Origin of the sequence: Bradyrhizobium sp. DOA9 (genome assembly GCF_000617845.2) — a bacterium.
In the GTDB taxonomy this organism is placed as follows: Bacteria; Pseudomonadota; Alphaproteobacteria; order Rhizobiales; family Xanthobacteraceae; genus Bradyrhizobium.
This window is the reverse complement of sequence record NZ_DF820425.1, coordinates 2,070,991-2,087,275: the sequence shown is the minus strand read 5'-3', so window position 1 is coordinate 2,087,275 and position 16,285 is coordinate 2,070,991. Positions and strand designations below refer to the sequence as shown.

Genomic DNA, 16,285 nt, shown 5'->3' with positions numbered 1-16,285 from the left:
TTCAGCCTCTCCTCCTTGAGGGGCGCTCTGATGGCCTCCTGCAATCGGGTGAAGCATCATGGATTTCGACCAGTTGACACTGACCGAGGCTGCGGCCTGCCTCAGCGCCGGGACAATCACGAGCACCGCACTCACCCGGGAAGCTCTGGCCCGCGCCAAGGGCAAGGCCGAGCTCAATGCCTTCGTCACCCTGGATGAAGCCAGTGCCTTGAAGGCCGCGGCTGCGTTTGACGCGGCGGGCGACAAGACAAGGCCGCTCGGCGGCGTACCCATCGTGATCAAGGACAATATCGAGGTCGCGGGATTGCCCTGTAGCGCCGGCACCCCGGCGCTGAAGGATTACATTCCGAAGGCCGATGCGCCTGTTGTGGCAAAGCTGCGCGATGCCGGGGCGGTCATCATCGGCAAGACCAGCATGCACGAGCTCGCCTTCGGTATCTCCGGCTACAACACGGCGTTCAAGACCGGCTCCGAGTACGGCGTGCGCAACGCCTATGATCGCACTCTGATCGCCGGCGGCTCCTCGTCAGGCACGGGCGCGGCGATCGGCGCGCGGATCGTCGCCGGCGGGCTCGGCACCGACACCGGCGGATCGGTGCGGGTGCCCGCCGCCCTGAACGGATGCGCCTCGCTGCGCCCGACTGTCGGCCGCTATCCGCAAGACGGCATCGCACCGATCTCGCACACCCGCGATACCGCAGGCCCGATGGCTGCGACCATGGCGGACGTCGCGCTGCTCGACCGCGTCATCGCCGGTGGCGATGCGCTTGCGCCGGCGGATCTGACACAGGTCCGCGTCGGCATCGTGAGATCGATGCTGGCCAATCTCGATGCCGACACCGAGGCCGCGTTCCATGCGGCAGTCACCAGGATGGAGGCGCAAGGCGTCACATTCGTCGAGATCGAGATGCCGCAGCTGGCGGAGCTCGACGGCCAGGTCAGCTTCCCCGTCGCGCTGTACGAGGCCTATGACGATCTGGTCGCCTATCTCAGGCATACCGGCACCGGCCTGTCCATCGCGGCACTGGCGGAGCAGATCGCCAGCGCCGACGTGAAGGGCACCTATGACGGCTTGGTGATCCCGCGCAAACTGCCTGCTCCGGACGGCACCCTGGTCGACGCCAAGCCGATCTACGACGCCGCGATCGAGATTGCGCGCCCCGCGCTGCAGGCGCTGTACGCCAGGAGCTTTGCCGACAACCGGCTCGATGCGATCGCCTTCCCGACCACACCGCGCGTCGCCATTCCCTCCAATCCGGACTCCAGCAGCCTGGAGAATTTCGGCCTGTTCATTCAGAATACCGATCCCGGCAGCAATGCCGGTATTCCCGGAATCCAGGTCCCGGTCGCGCTCGGCGCCAGCAGCAGATTGCCGATCGGGCTTGAGCTCGACGGCCCTGCCGGCAGCGATCGCCGCCTGCTCGCGATCGGCATGGCGCTCGAGGCCGTGTTCGGTCGATTGCCGCCGCCGACTTCTTAGAGGAACAGTGGGAGGCGCGGGCTCTCGAACTCCTAAAGCGCGATGCGATTGGGCTGAATCGTCATCGCGCTTTAGGTTATTGTTTGAGCATGATCTTTTCGGAGAACCGCTACACACTTGTCCGGATCATGCTCTAGCCGGTGGAACAGGATGAAGATTGCGGGCCCGATCCCGATATTTCGATCGGGGTCGGCGCACCTTCCTTGTCGCCATCGAACAGGATCAGGACCCGTAGTCCGGTTGCCGTCTTGTCCAGCGGCAGGAGCCCCTCAGGTTTGCGCTTCGGATCAAACGGCAAGTCCTTCAGCAGCTCGACGGAGTCCGATGCGCCATCCCAGGCGTAGACGGCGTAAGACCCGGGTCCATCCGCTGCCGGACCTGCCAGGACGAGAATGCGGTCCCCGAAGGATGCGAGGTCGCGCACGCCACGACCATCGCCGAGCGGCAGCCGATGCAGGCGGTGATCCGTGCTCTTTGCTTTACCGAACAGGGAGGCCACCTCCACCGACAGAACGACGGCGCACTTGCCGTTCAGCACGGGGCCACGGAATCCCGCGAGCAGCGTCCGATCGCCCTTGATCGCCATGCCCTCGATGGTCAGGCCGTTTTTCTCCAGCCGGACATCCATGAAACCGCGAAGAGCAGGTTCGGCTGCGATGACCTCACGCAGTTGCCCCGTACGCTCGAGGCTCGCCGCGTTGCCGTCCGCGCCCGTCGTGCGGAACCGAACGATCTGGCTGCTTGCGGCGATCTTGGCCCGAATCTTCTCGGCGTCTTTCTCAGGATCGAGCTTGTGGTCCTTGTCCCGCGGATGGCCATGCGAGCCGATAACGTAGTAGTATCGATATTCCCCTTTGGAGAAGGCGACGCCCTCGCCATCGAGTTCGAGCGCCTTGCCCTTGAACGTGTTGTCGATCAACTTGACGGAGCTGCCGGCGACAAGCTTGCCGTCGCTCAGTTCGATGAATTGAGCGTCCTGGAGATTGTCGTCGATGACGAGGCACGAGCGGGGAAACCCGTCAGTGGTCGTGCAGGCGATGCCACTGACGTCCTTGGACTTGCCGCCGTCCTCGCCGATCAGCTTGTTCTTGACTGGCCAGGCACCGTCGGCCGCAGCAGGAGAAGGCTGCACAGCGCCCGCCACCACGAGGCTGAGCAGCAAGGTCGCAATCCGTCCCGTTGTGGCAATGGTCATAGAAGCCTCCCTTCAACAGCAGTCGGTCCAGAGCGAGCCCATCCAGCTTCATCACAGGATAAGGCGGCCAATCCCTTGCGAAGCTCTCACGCGGGCGAATGTCGATCGGCTTGCGGCCTGTCCGTGGCGTCAAACATGAAGGAGCAAGAGATGGAAGAGCGGAAGCCGGAATGCTGGTCTGAACGAGCTCACATCGAAAAACAGGATCGGCCGATCAATCTGGTCTAAATATAACGCTGATATCTCAGGTTGTATTGTTGCAGACAACTCGGCGATGTCAATTCGCTTTCCGAGCGACGTGGCGCTCCGGCGAGAAGTCTCATGAGTACGGGTTGATCAGCTTCTGCTGCTCGGCGCTGTGCCGTGCATCCGGTGAAGGTGAAGGCGTCGGTGGCGTAGTCGGCGATGGAGGCAAACGCGCCTCCACACATTCAACTGTCATGCCCCGCGAAGGCGAAGGGGCATCCAGTACGCCGCGGCCTCTCGATTTAATCACTGATGTCACGGAGTACCGGATCGCCCGGTCAAGCCGGACGATGACAGCTGTGGGGTCGGCCTAAACCGCCGTCGCCTTGGCGAACTCCACGTAGATCTCGCGCAGGCGCGTCGCCATCGGACCGGGCTTGCCGTCGCCGATCGTCTTGCCGTCGATGGCGACCACCGGCTGCACGAAGGAGGAGGCGCTGGTGATGAACGCTTCCTTGGCGGCGAGCGCTTCGGCGACCGTGAAGGAGCGCTCCTCGACGCGGAGCTGGCGCTCCTCGGCAAGCGCGATCACGGCCTTGCGGGTGCAGCCGGGCAGGATCGCATTGGAATTCTTGCGGGTGACGATGACGTCGTCCTTGGTCAGGATGAACGCCGTGGACGAGCCGCCTTCGGTGACGTAGCCATCCTGCAGCATCCAGGCTTCGCCGGCGCCGGCTTCCGCCGCCGCCTGTTTCGCCAGCACCTGCGCCAGCAGCGCCACGCTCTTGATGTCGCGGCGCTCCCAGCGGATGTCGGGCACCGTGATGACCTTGATGCCGGTCTTGGCCACCGGGGTGTTGATGATGTCCTTCTCGGACGTGAACATCACCAGGCTCGACTTGATGTCAGCCTTGGGAAACGGGAAGTCGCGGCCCTTGTCGGCGCCGCGCGTCACCTGGAGATAGACGAGGCCGTTCACGAGCTTGTTGCGCGCGATCAGCTCCTTCTGCAGCTCGGTGATGCGCTCGATGGTCTCCGGCAGCTTCAAACTGATCTCGCCGACCGACCGCTCCAGCCGCGCCAGATGCGAGGCATTGTCGACCAGCTTGCCGTCCAGCACGGCCGAGACCTCGTAGATGCCGTCGGCGAACAGGAAGCCGCGATCGAGCACCGAGATCCTGGCTTCCGAGAGCGGGACGAATGAGCCGTTGACGTAGGCGAGCGGGTCCAAGGCAGGTCTCCTGGGGAGGAAAGAGATTTGGCGCGCTTATACGCCAGTTGGAGGGATGGATCACCCCCTCTATCCGTCATTCCGGGGAGGCGCGTAGCGACGAGCTTTGATGCGCAATTGCGCATCTGAGAATCCATAACCCCTGCTGGTGGTTATGGATTCCGGGCCCGCGCCAAGAGGCGCGTCCCGGAATGACAGAGGAGCTAATGCGACAGAATCTTCGACAAGAACTTCTGCGCGCGGTCGCTTCTCGGCTTGCCGAAGAAATCGTCCTTCGCCGCGTCCTCGACGATTTCGCCACGGTCCATGAAGATGACGCGGTTGGCGACCTTGCGGGCAAAACCCATCTCGTGGGTCACGACCATCATGGTCATGCCCTCGCGGGCGAGATCGACCATGACGTCGAGCACCTCGCTGACCATTTCCGGATCGAGCGCCGAGGTCGGCTCGTCGAACAGCATCACGATCGGATCCATGGCGAGCGCGCGCGCGATGGCGACGCGCTGCTGCTGGCCGCCGGAGAGCTGCGCCGGGAATTTCTGCGCCTGCTCCTTCAAGCCGACGCGCTCGAGCAGCTGCATGCCCTTGGCCTGCGCCTTGTCGTGCCCCCTGCCCAGCACCTTCTCTTGCGCCAGGCAGAGATTGTCGATGATCTTGAGGTGCGGAAACAGCTCGAAATGCTGGAACACCATGCCGACGCGCGAGCGCAGCTTCGGCAGATTGGTCTTGGGATCGTTGACCTTGGTGCCGTCGACCAGGATGTCGCCGCTCTGGAACGGCTCCAGCGCATTGACGCATTTGATCAGCGTCGACTTGCCCGAGCCGGAGGGGCCGCAGACCACGACCACCTCGCCCTTGGTGACATTGGTGGTGCAGTCGGTCAGCACCTGGAAGGTGGGGCTGTACCATTTGTTGACATGGCTGATTTCGATCATGTGTGTCTCAAGCCCTGCGGCAGACTGGGTTCACCTCTCCCATAGGGAGAGGTCGGCGCGTAGCGCCGGGTGAGGGGGTCAGGTCTATCGGTGGAGCAAAACCCCTCACCCGGATCGCTAACGCGATCCGACCTCTCCCTCTGGGAGAGATGAAGGGCACCACGTGTCGAGAGTTCAAATCCACATCGCACCTATCGAATGATGGCGATGCGCGCCTGCAGGCGGCGGACGCCGTAGGACGCGATACAGGAAATGGTGAAGTAGACGACCGCAGCGAACAGATACATTTCGACCAGGCGGCCGTCGCGCTGCGCCACCTTGCTCGCCGCGCCCAGGAAGTCGGTGATCGACAGGACGTAGACCAGCGAGGTGTCCTGGAACAGCACGATGGTCTGCGTGATCAGCACCGGCAGCATGTTGCGGAAGGCCTGCGGCAGCACGACGTAGCGCATGGTCTGGGCGTAGGTAAGCCCCAGCGCGCTGGCCGCGGCCGGCTGGCCGCGCGAGATGGACTGGATGCCGGCACGCATGATCTCGGAGAAATACGCGGCCTCGAACATGATGAAAGTAATCAGCGAGGAGGCGAAGGCGCCAACGCTGATCGGGCGCGAGGCACCGGTCACCCACTGCCCGATATAGGGCACCAGGAAGTAGAACCAGAAGATGACCAGCACCAGCGGCAGCGAGCGCATGAAGTCGACATAGATGCCGGCAATGCGTCCGAGAATCTTGAGGCCGGACAGGCGCATCAGGGCGAGCGCCGTGCCGAAGATGAGACCGCCGAGAGCTGCAAGGAAGGTCAGCGTCAGCGTGAACGTCATGCCCTCGTAGAACAGATAGGGCAGTGCGCGGCGGATGACGTCGAAATCGAGATTGCCGAACATCGCTTATTTCCCCGTGATGTAGCCGGGGATCGCGACCCAGCGCTCGAGGAAGCGCATCGCGGTCACGACGACGGCGTTGACGAGGAGATAGAGGATGGTCGCGGCGGTGAAGGCCTCGAACACCTGGAACGAGAATTCCTGCATCGAGCGCGCCTGTCCGGTCAGCTCGAGCAGACCGATGGTGATGGCGACCGCGGTGTTCTTGATGGTGTTGAGGAACTCGGACGTCAGCGGCGGCAGGATGATGCGGAACGCCATCGGCAGCAGCACGTAGCGATAGCCCTGCGCAGTGGTCAGGCCGAGCGCCGTTGCGGCCATCTTCTGCCCGCGCGGCAGCGAGGAGATGCCAGCCTGCAGTTGCACGGCGACACGCGCCGACATGAAGAAGCCGACGCCGATCGCAGCCGTCCAGAACGGCGCGTTCGGCAATTGCTTCAGCCAGGTACCGGCGCCTTTCGGCAGCAATTCCGGCAGCACGAAGAACCACAGGAAGAGCTGCACGAGCAGCGGCATGTTGCGGAAGAATTCGACATAGGCAAAGCCGAACCAGTTCGCCCCCTTCGACGGCAGCGTACGCATCACGCCGACGAGCGAGCCGGTGATCAGCGCGATCACCCAGGCCAGCGCCGCGGTCTTGAGGGTCAGCGCCAGCCCCGACAGCAGCATGTCGAGATAGGTGCCGGTCCCCATCGGGTTCGGCTGGAAGAAGATTCCCCAGTTCCAGTTATAGTTCACGTGTCCCCCGCGCGAACGCGCCAGCCATAGATGTCCTGGCGCCTATGCAAATGTCCGGCCATTCTCCCTCCAGAAAGGCCGAATGTACCGCCTCCCCCCGCAAGCGGGGAGAGGCGGATGGTGCATCTTACTTGTAATCGTCCGGGTTCGGCGAGTCCGTCGGCTTGGCGAACTCGTTCTTCAGCTCGGCCGAGATCGGCGTGTTGAGGTTCAGACCCTTCGGCGGGATCTTCTGGGTGAACCACTTGTTGTAGATCTTCTCGGCCTCGCCGGAGGTGTAGAGCGCAGCCGTGGCCGCATCGACGACCTTCTTGAACGCCGGGTCGTCCTTGCGCAGCATGATGCCGTAGGGCTCGGGCTTGGAGAACGCGTCCTTGGAGACCTCATAATCGCCCGGCGACTTCGAGCCGGCGACGAGGCTGGCCAGCAGGATGTCGTCCATGACGAAGGCGACCGCGCGATCGGTCTCGACCATCAGGAAGGCTTCGGCATGATCCTTGGCCGGGATGATGTTGGCGCCGAGGCCCTTGGCGACGTTGGCTTCGGTGAGCTGCTTGATGTTGGTGGTGCCGGCGGTCGAGACCACGGCCTTGCCCTTGAGGTCGTCGATCGACTTCAGGCCGCTCGACTTCTTGAAGACGTAGCGGCTGGCGGTCAGGAAGTGGGTGTTGGTGAAGGCGACCTGCTTCTGGCGCTCGGCATTGTTGGTGGTCGAGCCGCATTCGAGGTCGATGGTGCCGTTGGCCATCAGCGGAATACGCGTCGCCGAGGTCACCGGGTTGAGCTTGACCTCGAGCTTGTCGAGCTTGAGCTCCTTCTTCACGGCCTCCACGATCTTGTAGCAGATGTCCATCGCGAACCCGACGGGCTTCTGGTTGTCGTCGAGATAGGAGAACGGGATCGAGGAATCGCGGAAGCCGAGCGTGATCGCGCCGGTGTCCTTGATGTTCTTCAGCGTGCCGGTCAGCTCCTGCGCCCCGGCCTGGCTGACGACGAAGGTCGCGGCGAGCGCGAGCCCGATGTGACGGAAATGTTTCACGTTTTCTTCCCCTTTCGGATGATGCGGCCCGGATGCAAGCACAAATCGGGCCGGATTAGAATGTAACTTTCGGCTGGATTATGGGCTCAGGTTAACGGGCCTGTCAGTGGTTTTTCCAACTCGCCGAGATCCCAGAACAGCCCGGCCATCACCGTCAAGGCCTCTTCGGTCAATGGCAGCAGGATGTGCTCATTGGGCGCATGCTGGGAGCAGCCGGGATAGGAATGCGGCACCCAGATCGTCGGCAGGCCGAGGATCTCGGAGAACACGTCATTGGGCAGCGAGCCGCCGAAATTCGGCAGCACGGCCGGCGCCTTGCCGGTGGTCTCCTGCACCGAATCCGCCGCCCATTTGATCCACGGGCTGTCGAAATCGGTGCGCGATGCAGCAAAACTCTGCGCCGCGCGCACCTCGACCATCGGAAAGCCTTTTGCGACCAAGTGCGCACGGATCGCCTCGATCAGCCCCTCGACCTTCGTTCCTACCACGAAACGCAGTTGCAGCACGGCGTTGGCCTGGCCCGGAATGGCGTTGGCCGGCTTCTCGATATTGCCCGAGGACATCGCCAGCACCTCGAGCGTGTTCCAGGCGTAGAGCCGTTCGGCGGCCGAAAGGCCCTCCTCGCCCCAGTTCTCTGCAAGCGCAGGCTCGTCCGCGGTCGGCACCACCTCGACGTCGGCGAGATAAGAGCGGATCTGGTTGGTCAGCCGCGGCGGCTTCAAGGCATCGAGCTGGAGACGGCCATGGCCGTCGACCAGGGTGGAGATCGCGTTGACCAGGATGGTCGCGGGATTGGCAAGCACGCCGCCCCAATTGCCGGAATGGTGGCCGCCGTCGCGCAAGTTCACGTCGAAATGGATGCGGATGCCGCCCCGGCAGCCGAGAAACAGCGTCGGCCGATCGGCCGAGAGGCGCGGCCCGTCGGAGGCCATGAACAAATCGGCCTTGAGCGCGTCGCGATGGAGATCGCAGACCTTGCCGAGATCGGGCGAGCCGATCTCCTCGCCCATCTCGATGATGAACTTGGCATTGAAGCCGAGCTTGCCGCCGCGCGCCTCGCGCACCGCGCGGAGCGCCGCCATGTTGATGCTGTGCTGGCCCTTGTTGTCGGCGGTGCCGCGGCCGTAGAGCCGCGCCCCCGCAACATTGGTGCGCCAGGGGTCGCGGCCATCACGCCACTCGCCCTCCATACCGTCGACGACGTCGCCATGGCCGTAGACCAATACGGTGGGCGCGGACGCGCTCTCGTGATGCTCGGCGAACAGGAACGGCGCCTTGCCGCTCGGGGATTCGACGATGCGGCTGGAGAAATCGAGCGCAGCGAAAGCCGGCTGCATCTCCTGTTCCAGATAGGCACGCAGCTCGGCGCCGCGCGGCGGATTCTGGCTCTCGGTCTTGTAGGCGACGCGGCGGTCGAGTTCAGCGAGGAACGCGCCGGACGTGAAATCCTCACGGGCGCGGGCGATGGCGTCGGCTCTGGTCATACTTGCTTTTCGAGACTGTGAGACGAAGGACCTTACCCGAGGCGGGCTGGCCTTCGAAAGTGGCGGGGATTTGGATAGTTCTCGGACTTGTCTTGTAGCTCTCTCGGGGATTCGTTCTTGTTTCCTGGGATCGGCCTGCCAACCGCAGCTGCGACGCTGACTCTGGCCTTGCCAAGCGCAAGCCTTTCTATTCTTGGCCCTTGCCAAGGACCAATTATATGCAAGAAGTTCGCCAAGTTGGGGCGCACATCTATCATTCGAAGAGCGCTCAGTACAGGGCGCCGAGGGACCAGCATGGCCAAACAGATCAGGCTCAACGCCTTTGCGATGAATTGCGTCGCACACCAGTCACCGGGCCTGTGGACCCATCCGCGCGACCGCACCGCCGAGTATAACCGTCTGCCCTATTGGATCGATCTAGCCAAGACGCTGGAGCGCGGCCGGTTCGACGGGCTGTTCCTCGCCGACGTGCTCGGCGTCTACGACGTCTATGGCAACAGCCCTGACGCAGCTTTGCGCAATGCAGCGCAGACGCCGTCGAACGAGCCGCTGCTGCTGCTGTCGGCTATGGCCGCGGTGACGCAAAATCTCGGCTTCGGCGTCACCAGCAATCTCTCCTTCGAGCCGCCCTACCCGTTCGCACGGCGGATGTCGACGCTCGATCACCTCACCGAGGGGCGGATCGGCTGGAATGTGGTCACCGGCTATCTCGACAGCGCCGCGCGTGGCGCCGGCAAGGACAAGCAGACCGGGCATGACGACCGCTACGACATCGCCGACGAATATATGGAGGTGGTCTACAAGCTCTGGGAAGGCAGCTGGGAGGACGGCGCCGTGCTGCGCGACCGCGAGCGCGGCATCTTCACCGACCCGGCAAAGGTGCATCGCGTCAACCATGAGGGCGCGAATTACCGCATCAACAACACCATTCATCTCAGCGAGCCCTCGCCGCAGCGCACGCCCGTGCTGTACCAGGCCGGCACCTCGCCGCGCGGCCGGCAATTCGCGGCCAGGCATGCCGAGTGCGTGTTCATGTCGGGGCCATCGGCCAAGGTGATCGCGCCACGCGTCGCCGCGATCCGGCAGGAGGCCGCCGCACTCGGCCGCAACCCGGCCGAGATCCTGATGTTCTCGATGATGACGATCATCCTCGGACGGACGGAAGCCGAGGCGAAGGAGAAATACGCCGACTATCGCCGCCACATCAGCCCCGAAGGCGCGCTGGCGCTGATGTCGGGATGGACAGGCGTCGACTTCTCCGGCTACGACCTCGACCAGCAGGTCCGCCACGTCCAGAACGATGCCGGCCGCAGCGCGATGGACAACGTCACCCGGGCCGACCCGGACCGCGTCTGGACCGTGCGCGACGTCATCGAGCATGTCGGCATCGGCGGCGCCGGCCCGGTCGTAACAGGCACGCCCGAAAGCGTCGCCGACAAGATCGAGGACTGGTTCGAGAAGACCGATGTCGACGGCCTCAACGTCGCGTTCGCGATCTCGCCCGGCGATTTCGAGGACATCGCCGACATGCTGGTGCCGGAGCTGACCAAGCGCGGACGGTACAAGCCGGAATATGCGAAGGGCACGTTGCGCGAGAAGCTGTTCGGTGGCGGACGCGCCAGGCTGGATGCGCCGCATCCGGCGGCGGGGTACCGGGTGGGGAAGAAGGGGTAGACGCTCGTCATTGCGAGCGAAGCGAAGCAATCCAGAATCCCTCCGCGGGGACAGTCTGGATTGCTTCGTCGCACGGGCTCCTCGCAATGACGGTGGAAGCAGTTTGCCTCTACACCGTCCCGTCCACCATCACCTCGATCAGCTTCGTCCCCGGCCGGCCGAACGCCGACGCCAGCGTCGCCTTGAGTTCGCGGGGATCGCTGACCTTGATCGCCTCGCAGCCGAGCGCCTTGGCGACGCCGGCGAAATCCACGGGTGGATCGACGAAATCCATGCCGACGTAATTGTCGTCGCCGTGGAAGGCGAGCAGGCGCTGCTTGATGATGCGATAGCCACCATTGTTGACGATGACGACGTTGAGCGGCAGCTTGTGGTGAGCGGCAGTCCAGAGCGACTGGATCGAGTACATCGCGCTGCCATCACCGGAAAAACACACGACCGGACGATCCGGATTGGCAATGCTGGCGCCGACCGAGGCCGGCAGGCCCCAGCCGATGCCGCCGGAGGCGAGGCCGTGATAGCCGTAGCGGTCGCGATGCGGACGGAGCGCCGTGACCTGGCGGCTGGAGGTGAGACCTTCATCGACGAGAATGGCGTTGTCAGGCATGGCCTCGATCATTTGCAGTACGAGGAAGTCCGGATCGATCGGTGAACGGCCGGCGCTCTTGCCGATCTGCTCGACCAAAGCGGCGCGGCGCGCGGTCCAGTTCTTCGGCGCGAGCTCGGCAAGACGCAGCTTGGCGCGGCTCGCGAGGGTGGCGCCGCCCATCTCCTTCAGCACCGGCATCAACGCTCGCAGCGTTTCCTTCAAGTCAGCCTTCAGCGCGATCTCGGCGCCGTAGTTCTTGGCGATCTCCCAATCGACGAGGCCGACCTGCACGATGCCGAGGCCGTCGGGCAACGCGTCGACCTCGCTGTAGACCGACATCCGCAAGGGATCACCGCCGAGCGCGATCAAGAGATCGTACGGCGCCAGCGTATCGCGGGCGGTCTTCTGCACGCGCGCGAGCGTGCCGACGAAGCTCGGGCTCTCCGACAGGAAGTGCGCGCCGTACGGCGTCGAGGACTGATAGGCCGCGGCGCCGAGCAGCTCGGCCAGTTCAGCCGCCTCCTTCAGCGCATCGCTCTTGACCACCTCGTCCATGGTGACGATCACGGGACGCTCGGCCTTGAGCAGGCGTGCAGCAAAGGCCTTCAGCGCTTCGTCCGACGGTTTCGTGCGCGCATCGATGCGGGTGGAACGGCCGAGATCGATGCCGGCTTCGCTGTTGAGGATGTCGCCGGGCAGCGAGATGAACACCGGCCCGGTCGGCGGCGTGGTCGCCACCTTGGCGGCGCGGCGCACGATGCGCGGCAGGTCCTCCAGCCGTGTCACCTCGACCGCCCATTTCACCAGCGGCTCGGCCATGCGCACCAGCGGACCATAGAGCACCGGCTCCATCAGGCCGTGGCCCTGCTCCTGCTGGCCAGCGGTCAGGATCATCGGCGTGCCCGTGAACTGGGCGTTGTAGAGCGAGCCCATGGCGTTGCCGAGGCCGGGCGCGACGTGCACGTTGCAGGCGACGAGCTTGCCCGAAGCACGGCTGTAGCCGTCGGCGATCGCCACCACCAGGCTCTCCTGCATCGCCATCACATAGGTGAGATCGGGATGGTCCTTCAGCGCATGCATGATCGGCAGCTCGGTGGTGCCGGGATTGCCGAACAGATGCGTGATGCCCTCGTCCTTGAGCAGCGCGAGAAAGGCGGAGCGGCCGGTGATCTTGTTCTTCATGTTTCCTCCAGGAGCGGACAATAGCCGCAAGGACCGAAAGCATGATGGCCGAGATGTCGGCTGAGGCGCAAGGAAGCGCGGTCATGGCTGCGTTGCCCGGCCGCGGCGCTACATCTCCTCGCGCCCAAGCTCGAACGGGTCCTCGCCGCCAGCGCGCTTCTTCTTTTTCGAGCGCTGCCAGACCACGCCGGGAAAGCCCTTCAGCGGCACCAGGGGCTCACCGGCATAGGCCCATTCCTGCAGCTCCTCGATGGCGATGTGATAGAGCGGCTGGCGGCCGGTGCGCTCGTTGAACAACGCCCGCGGGATGTTGATCATGTGGGGGCCGCGCGGGCGCTCGTACATGACCGGCGTGCCGCAATGCGAGCAGAAGCTGCGCGCGGTCTTCGTCGCCTTGTCCTCGTAGCGGGTCAGCGCGGCCTTACCGGAGGTGATGCGGAAGCGCTTCTTCCAGCTTCCGACATAGGTCGCGTACGCCGCGCCGTGAGCGCGGCGGCTGGCGGCGGAATGATCGTGCCAGGCCCAACGCGCGGGCACGTCGATCTCGAAGGCGACCTTGCCGCAGAGGCATTGGCCGGTGGCGATCCCTGCGGCGGCTGCGGCTTTGGCCATGATAGGTCCCTCCGTCGTCATTGCGAGCGCAGCGAAGCAATCCAGAGTCTGTCCGTGGAGGCAGTCTGGATTGCTTCGCTGCGCTCGCAATGACGGAAGTTGTGGTGGCGGTCGCGCTACAAATCAAGCTCGTCATTCCGGGGCGATGCGAAGCATCGAGCTTTGATGCGCAATTGCGCATCAGAGAATCCATCCCACGTCTAGGTCATGCAGCCCGATGGATTCCGGGTTCGCGACCTCCCGGAATGACAGATCAGGCCAGCGTCAGCTCGTCATACACCGGATAATCCGTGTACCCCTTCTCCTCGCCGCCATAGAACGTCGCGCGGTTGTACGGCGTGATCGGGTAGCCGTGCTCGAGGCGCCGCGGCAGATCCGGATTGGAGATGAAGATGCGGCCGAAGGCGATGATGTCGGCGTGGCCTTCAGCGATCGCCGCGTTCGCGGTCTCGCCGGTGAAGCCGCCGGCCGTCATCAAGACGCCGCTGTAGAGCGGGCGGAACAGCACCATCGCGGACGGCACGTTCTCCCAGTGAACGTCGGCGCGGCCGGCACCGCTGGAGCGCGGCTCGATGAAGTGCAGATAGGCAAGACCGAGCTTGTCGAGCGCCTTCACCACGTGGGTATAGAGCGGCATCGGATCGGGCTCGCCGGAATCATTGGCGATGCCGTGGGGCGACAGCCGCACCGCGACGCGGTTTGCGCCCCAGACGTCGATCGCGGCCTGCGTGACTTCGAGCAGAAGGCGCGCGCGGTTCTCGATGGAGCCGCCATATTGATCGGTGCGCTGGTTGCTGCGCGATTGCAGGAACTGCTCGAGCAGATAGCCGTTGGCGCCGTGGATCTCGACGCCGTCGAAGCCGGCGGCGAGCGCGTTCTTCGCGCCCTGCCGGAACGCCTCGACGATGTCCTTGACCTCCTCGGTCTCCAGCGCGCGCGGCGTCTCGTAGTCGGCGATCTTGCCGTCGGCCGTCATCGCCTTCATGCCTTCGGCCTTGATCGGAATGGCCGAGGCCGAAACCGGCAGCTCACCGCCATGGAAGGAAGAATGCGAGACGCGGCCGACATGCCAGAGCTGGAGGAAGATGATGCCGCCCTTGGCGTGCACCGCGTCGACCACCTTGCGCCAGCCCGCGATCTGCGCCTCCGAATAGATGCCCGGCGTCGCCGGATTGCCGCGGCCGTGCGAGAGCACCGGCGAGGCTTCGGCGATGATCAGGCCGCCCTTGGTCGCACGCTGGCCGTAATACTCGGCGTTGAGCGGCCGCGGCGCAAAAGTGTCGCGCTCGGCCCGCATGCGCGTCAACGGCGCCATCGCAACGCGATGCGCGAGCTTGTAGGGACCGACCTGCAACGGCCGAAACAACGCTTCGAATTTCATGCTGGCCTCAACTGGAGCTTGGTAAGATGACGATCATATAGAGGGGGCGACACCCGGAAAAGGTGCCGCCCCACCAAGGAAATTCCTCCCCGCGAAACGCAGGAGGGACACTAGGCCGTCTTGATCCAGACGGCCTTTACGTTGAGATATTCCTCGACATGCTGCTTGCCGGATTCGCGGCCATAGCCGCTCATCTTGTAGCCGCCGAACGGCACAGCCGGATCCATCGCCTGGTAGCAATTGACCCACACCGAGCCGGCGCGCAGCGACTTCGCCACCGCATGGGCCTTGCTGACATCTCGCGTCCACAGCCCGGAGCCGAGGCCGAACGTGGTGTTGTTGGCGCGCTTGACCAGCTCGTCCATGTCCTTGAACGCGATCGCGGAGATGACGGGGCCAAAGATCTCCTCCTGCGCGATGCGCATGTTGTCCTCAACGCCCGCGAACACCGTCGGCGAGACGAAGAAGCCCTTCGACAACGCGCCTTCGGTGACGCGGCCGCCGCCGGCGAGCGCCTTGGCGCCTTCCTTCTGGCCGATATCGAGATAGCCGGTGACGCGCTCGAGCTGCTGCTCGGAGACCAGCGGGCCGATCTGCACGTTGGGATCGAGGCCGTTGCCGACCTGCAGCTTCTTGCCGAACTCGGCGACGCGGCCGACGAACTCCTCGTAGATCGACTGCTCTACGAACAAGCGCGTGCCGGCGCTGCAGATCTGCCCCGAATTGGCGAACACCGCCATCGCCGCGCCCGGCACGGCGGCATCGAGATCGGCATCGGCGAACACGATGTCCGGCGACTTGCCGCCGAGCTCGAGCGAGACGCGCTTGAGGTTGCCGGCGGAAGCACGGATGATCGATTGGCCCGTCACATGCGAGCCGGTGAAGGCGACCTTGTCGACGTCGTGATGCGAGGCGAGCGCCGCGCCCGCGGTCTCGCCATAGCCAGGAACGACGTTGACGACGCCGGGCGGCACGCCCGCTTCCATTGCGAGCTCGGCGATCCGCAGCGAGGTCAACGGCGCTTCTTCGGCCGGCTTGAGCACCACGGTGCAGCCGGTCGCGATCGCCGGGCCGATCTTCCAGATCGTCGCGGTCAGCGGACCGTTCCAGGGAATGATGGCGCCGACGACGCCGACCGGCTCCTTCAGCGTGTAGGAGAAGATCTCACCGGGCAGCGAGTTCTCGATGGTCTCGCCGTGAATCGCGGTGGTCTGGCCGGCGTAATAGCGCAGCATGCCGACGGCGCGCAGGCGGTAGGCACGAGTGCGGCTCAGCGGCGCGCCCATGTCGAGCGTGTCGAGCTGCGACAATTCGTCGAAATTCTTCTCGACGAGGTCGGCGAGCCTCAAAAGCAGGTTCTGCCGCTCGAACGGCTTGACCTTGCTCCACGGACCTTCGAAGGCGCGGCGCGCGGCCGCGACCGCACGATCGATGTCTTCCTTGTCGCCTTCGGCGACGGTTGCGAGCAGTTCGCCGGTGGCGGGATTGCGGGTCTCGAAGCGCTTGCCCGAGGCTGCATCGACCCACTTCCCGTCGATCAGCATCTGCTTGTAGGACCCGTTGGCGAACGGATGGCGCGCGATCGGAATAGCCTGCGACACAGCCATGGCTGCACTCCCTGTCAGGTGATTGGTTGGTTCGATCTGGGCGGGATCGTTGTGCAGAGGATACAGCCGTG

Annotated in this window: 13 protein-coding genes; 2 read left to right on the top strand and 11 right to left on the bottom strand. The window is 64.4% G+C overall.

Annotation, left to right across the window (positions count from 1 at the left end; all coding sequences use genetic code 11):
• Nucleotides 1-58 precede the first annotated feature (58 nt).
• A complete protein-coding gene (gene iaaH / locus BDOA9_RS09645; protein ID WP_025033729.1) occupies nucleotides 59-1,480 on the top strand; it encodes an indoleacetamide hydrolase in 1,422 nt (473 codons plus the stop codon).
• Nucleotides 1,481-1,613: 133 nt separating this feature from the next.
• On the opposite strand, the gene BDOA9_RS09640 is transcribed toward iaaH, so the two are convergent.
• From BDOA9_RS09640 to BDOA9_RS09610, 7 genes are all read right to left on the bottom strand, one after another.
• Nucleotides 1,614-2,675 (bottom strand): DUF3616 domain-containing protein, encoded by a 1,062-nt coding sequence (locus BDOA9_RS09640; protein ID WP_082847805.1) that lies wholly within the window; start codon nucleotides 2,673-2,675, stop codon nucleotides 1,614-1,616.
• Between the two features lie 556 nt (nucleotides 2,676-3,231).
• The gene (locus BDOA9_RS09635; RefSeq protein ID WP_025033727.1) at nucleotides 3,232-4,092 is read right to left on the bottom strand and encodes a D-amino-acid transaminase; all 861 of its coding nucleotides are present in this window, start codon (nucleotides 4,090-4,092) and stop codon (nucleotides 3,232-3,234) included.
• Nucleotides 4,093-4,295: 203 nt separating this feature from the next.
• A complete protein-coding gene (locus BDOA9_RS09630; protein ID WP_025033726.1) occupies nucleotides 4,296-5,027 on the bottom strand; it encodes an amino acid ABC transporter ATP-binding protein in 732 nt (243 codons plus the stop codon).
• Between the two features lie 191 nt (nucleotides 5,028-5,218).
• Nucleotides 5,219-5,911 (bottom strand): amino acid ABC transporter permease, encoded by a 693-nt coding sequence (locus BDOA9_RS09625; RefSeq protein WP_025033725.1) that lies wholly within the window; start codon nucleotides 5,909-5,911, stop codon nucleotides 5,219-5,221.
• Nucleotides 5,912-5,914: 3 nt separating this feature from the next.
• The gene (locus tag BDOA9_RS09620; RefSeq protein ID WP_008544007.1) at nucleotides 5,915-6,646 is read right to left on the bottom strand and encodes an amino acid ABC transporter permease; all 732 of its coding nucleotides are present in this window, start codon (nucleotides 6,644-6,646) and stop codon (nucleotides 5,915-5,917) included.
• Between the two features lie 127 nt (nucleotides 6,647-6,773).
• A complete protein-coding gene (locus tag BDOA9_RS09615; RefSeq protein ID WP_025033724.1) occupies nucleotides 6,774-7,685 on the bottom strand; it encodes an amino acid ABC transporter substrate-binding protein in 912 nt (303 codons plus the stop codon).
• 86 nt (nucleotides 7,686-7,771) lie between these two features.
• Nucleotides 7,772-9,169, bottom strand: a complete 1,398-nt coding sequence (locus BDOA9_RS09610; protein WP_025033723.1) for a M20 family metallopeptidase — start codon at nucleotides 9,167-9,169, stop codon at nucleotides 7,772-7,774.
• Between the two features lie 294 nt (nucleotides 9,170-9,463).
• Here BDOA9_RS09610 and BDOA9_RS09605 point away from each other — a divergent pair, with 294 nt between their 5' ends.
• Nucleotides 9,464-10,843, top strand: coding sequence for an LLM class flavin-dependent oxidoreductase (locus BDOA9_RS09605; protein WP_025033722.1), 1,380 nt, complete (start codon nucleotides 9,464-9,466; stop codon nucleotides 10,841-10,843).
• A gap of 109 nt (nucleotides 10,844-10,952) precedes the next feature.
• Here BDOA9_RS09605 and BDOA9_RS09600 read toward each other — a convergent pair whose 3' ends face one another.
• The 4 genes from BDOA9_RS09600 to BDOA9_RS09585 form a co-directional block, all read right to left on the bottom strand.
• A complete protein-coding gene (locus BDOA9_RS09600; protein ID WP_025033721.1) occupies nucleotides 10,953-12,614 on the bottom strand; it encodes a thiamine pyrophosphate-binding protein in 1,662 nt (553 codons plus the stop codon).
• 108 nt (nucleotides 12,615-12,722) lie between these two features.
• Nucleotides 12,723-13,226, bottom strand: coding sequence for a GFA family protein (locus BDOA9_RS09595; RefSeq protein WP_025033720.1), 504 nt, complete (start codon nucleotides 13,224-13,226; stop codon nucleotides 12,723-12,725).
• 253 nt (nucleotides 13,227-13,479) lie between these two features.
• Nucleotides 13,480-14,607, bottom strand: coding sequence for an alkene reductase (locus BDOA9_RS09590; protein ID WP_025033719.1), 1,128 nt, complete (start codon nucleotides 14,605-14,607; stop codon nucleotides 13,480-13,482).
• 110 nt (nucleotides 14,608-14,717) lie between these two features.
• Nucleotides 14,718-16,214: an aldehyde dehydrogenase family protein gene (locus BDOA9_RS09585; protein WP_025033718.1), complete on the bottom strand. Its 1,497-nt coding sequence runs from the start codon at nucleotides 16,212-16,214 to the stop codon at nucleotides 14,718-14,720.
• Nucleotides 16,215-16,285 lie beyond the last annotated feature (71 nt).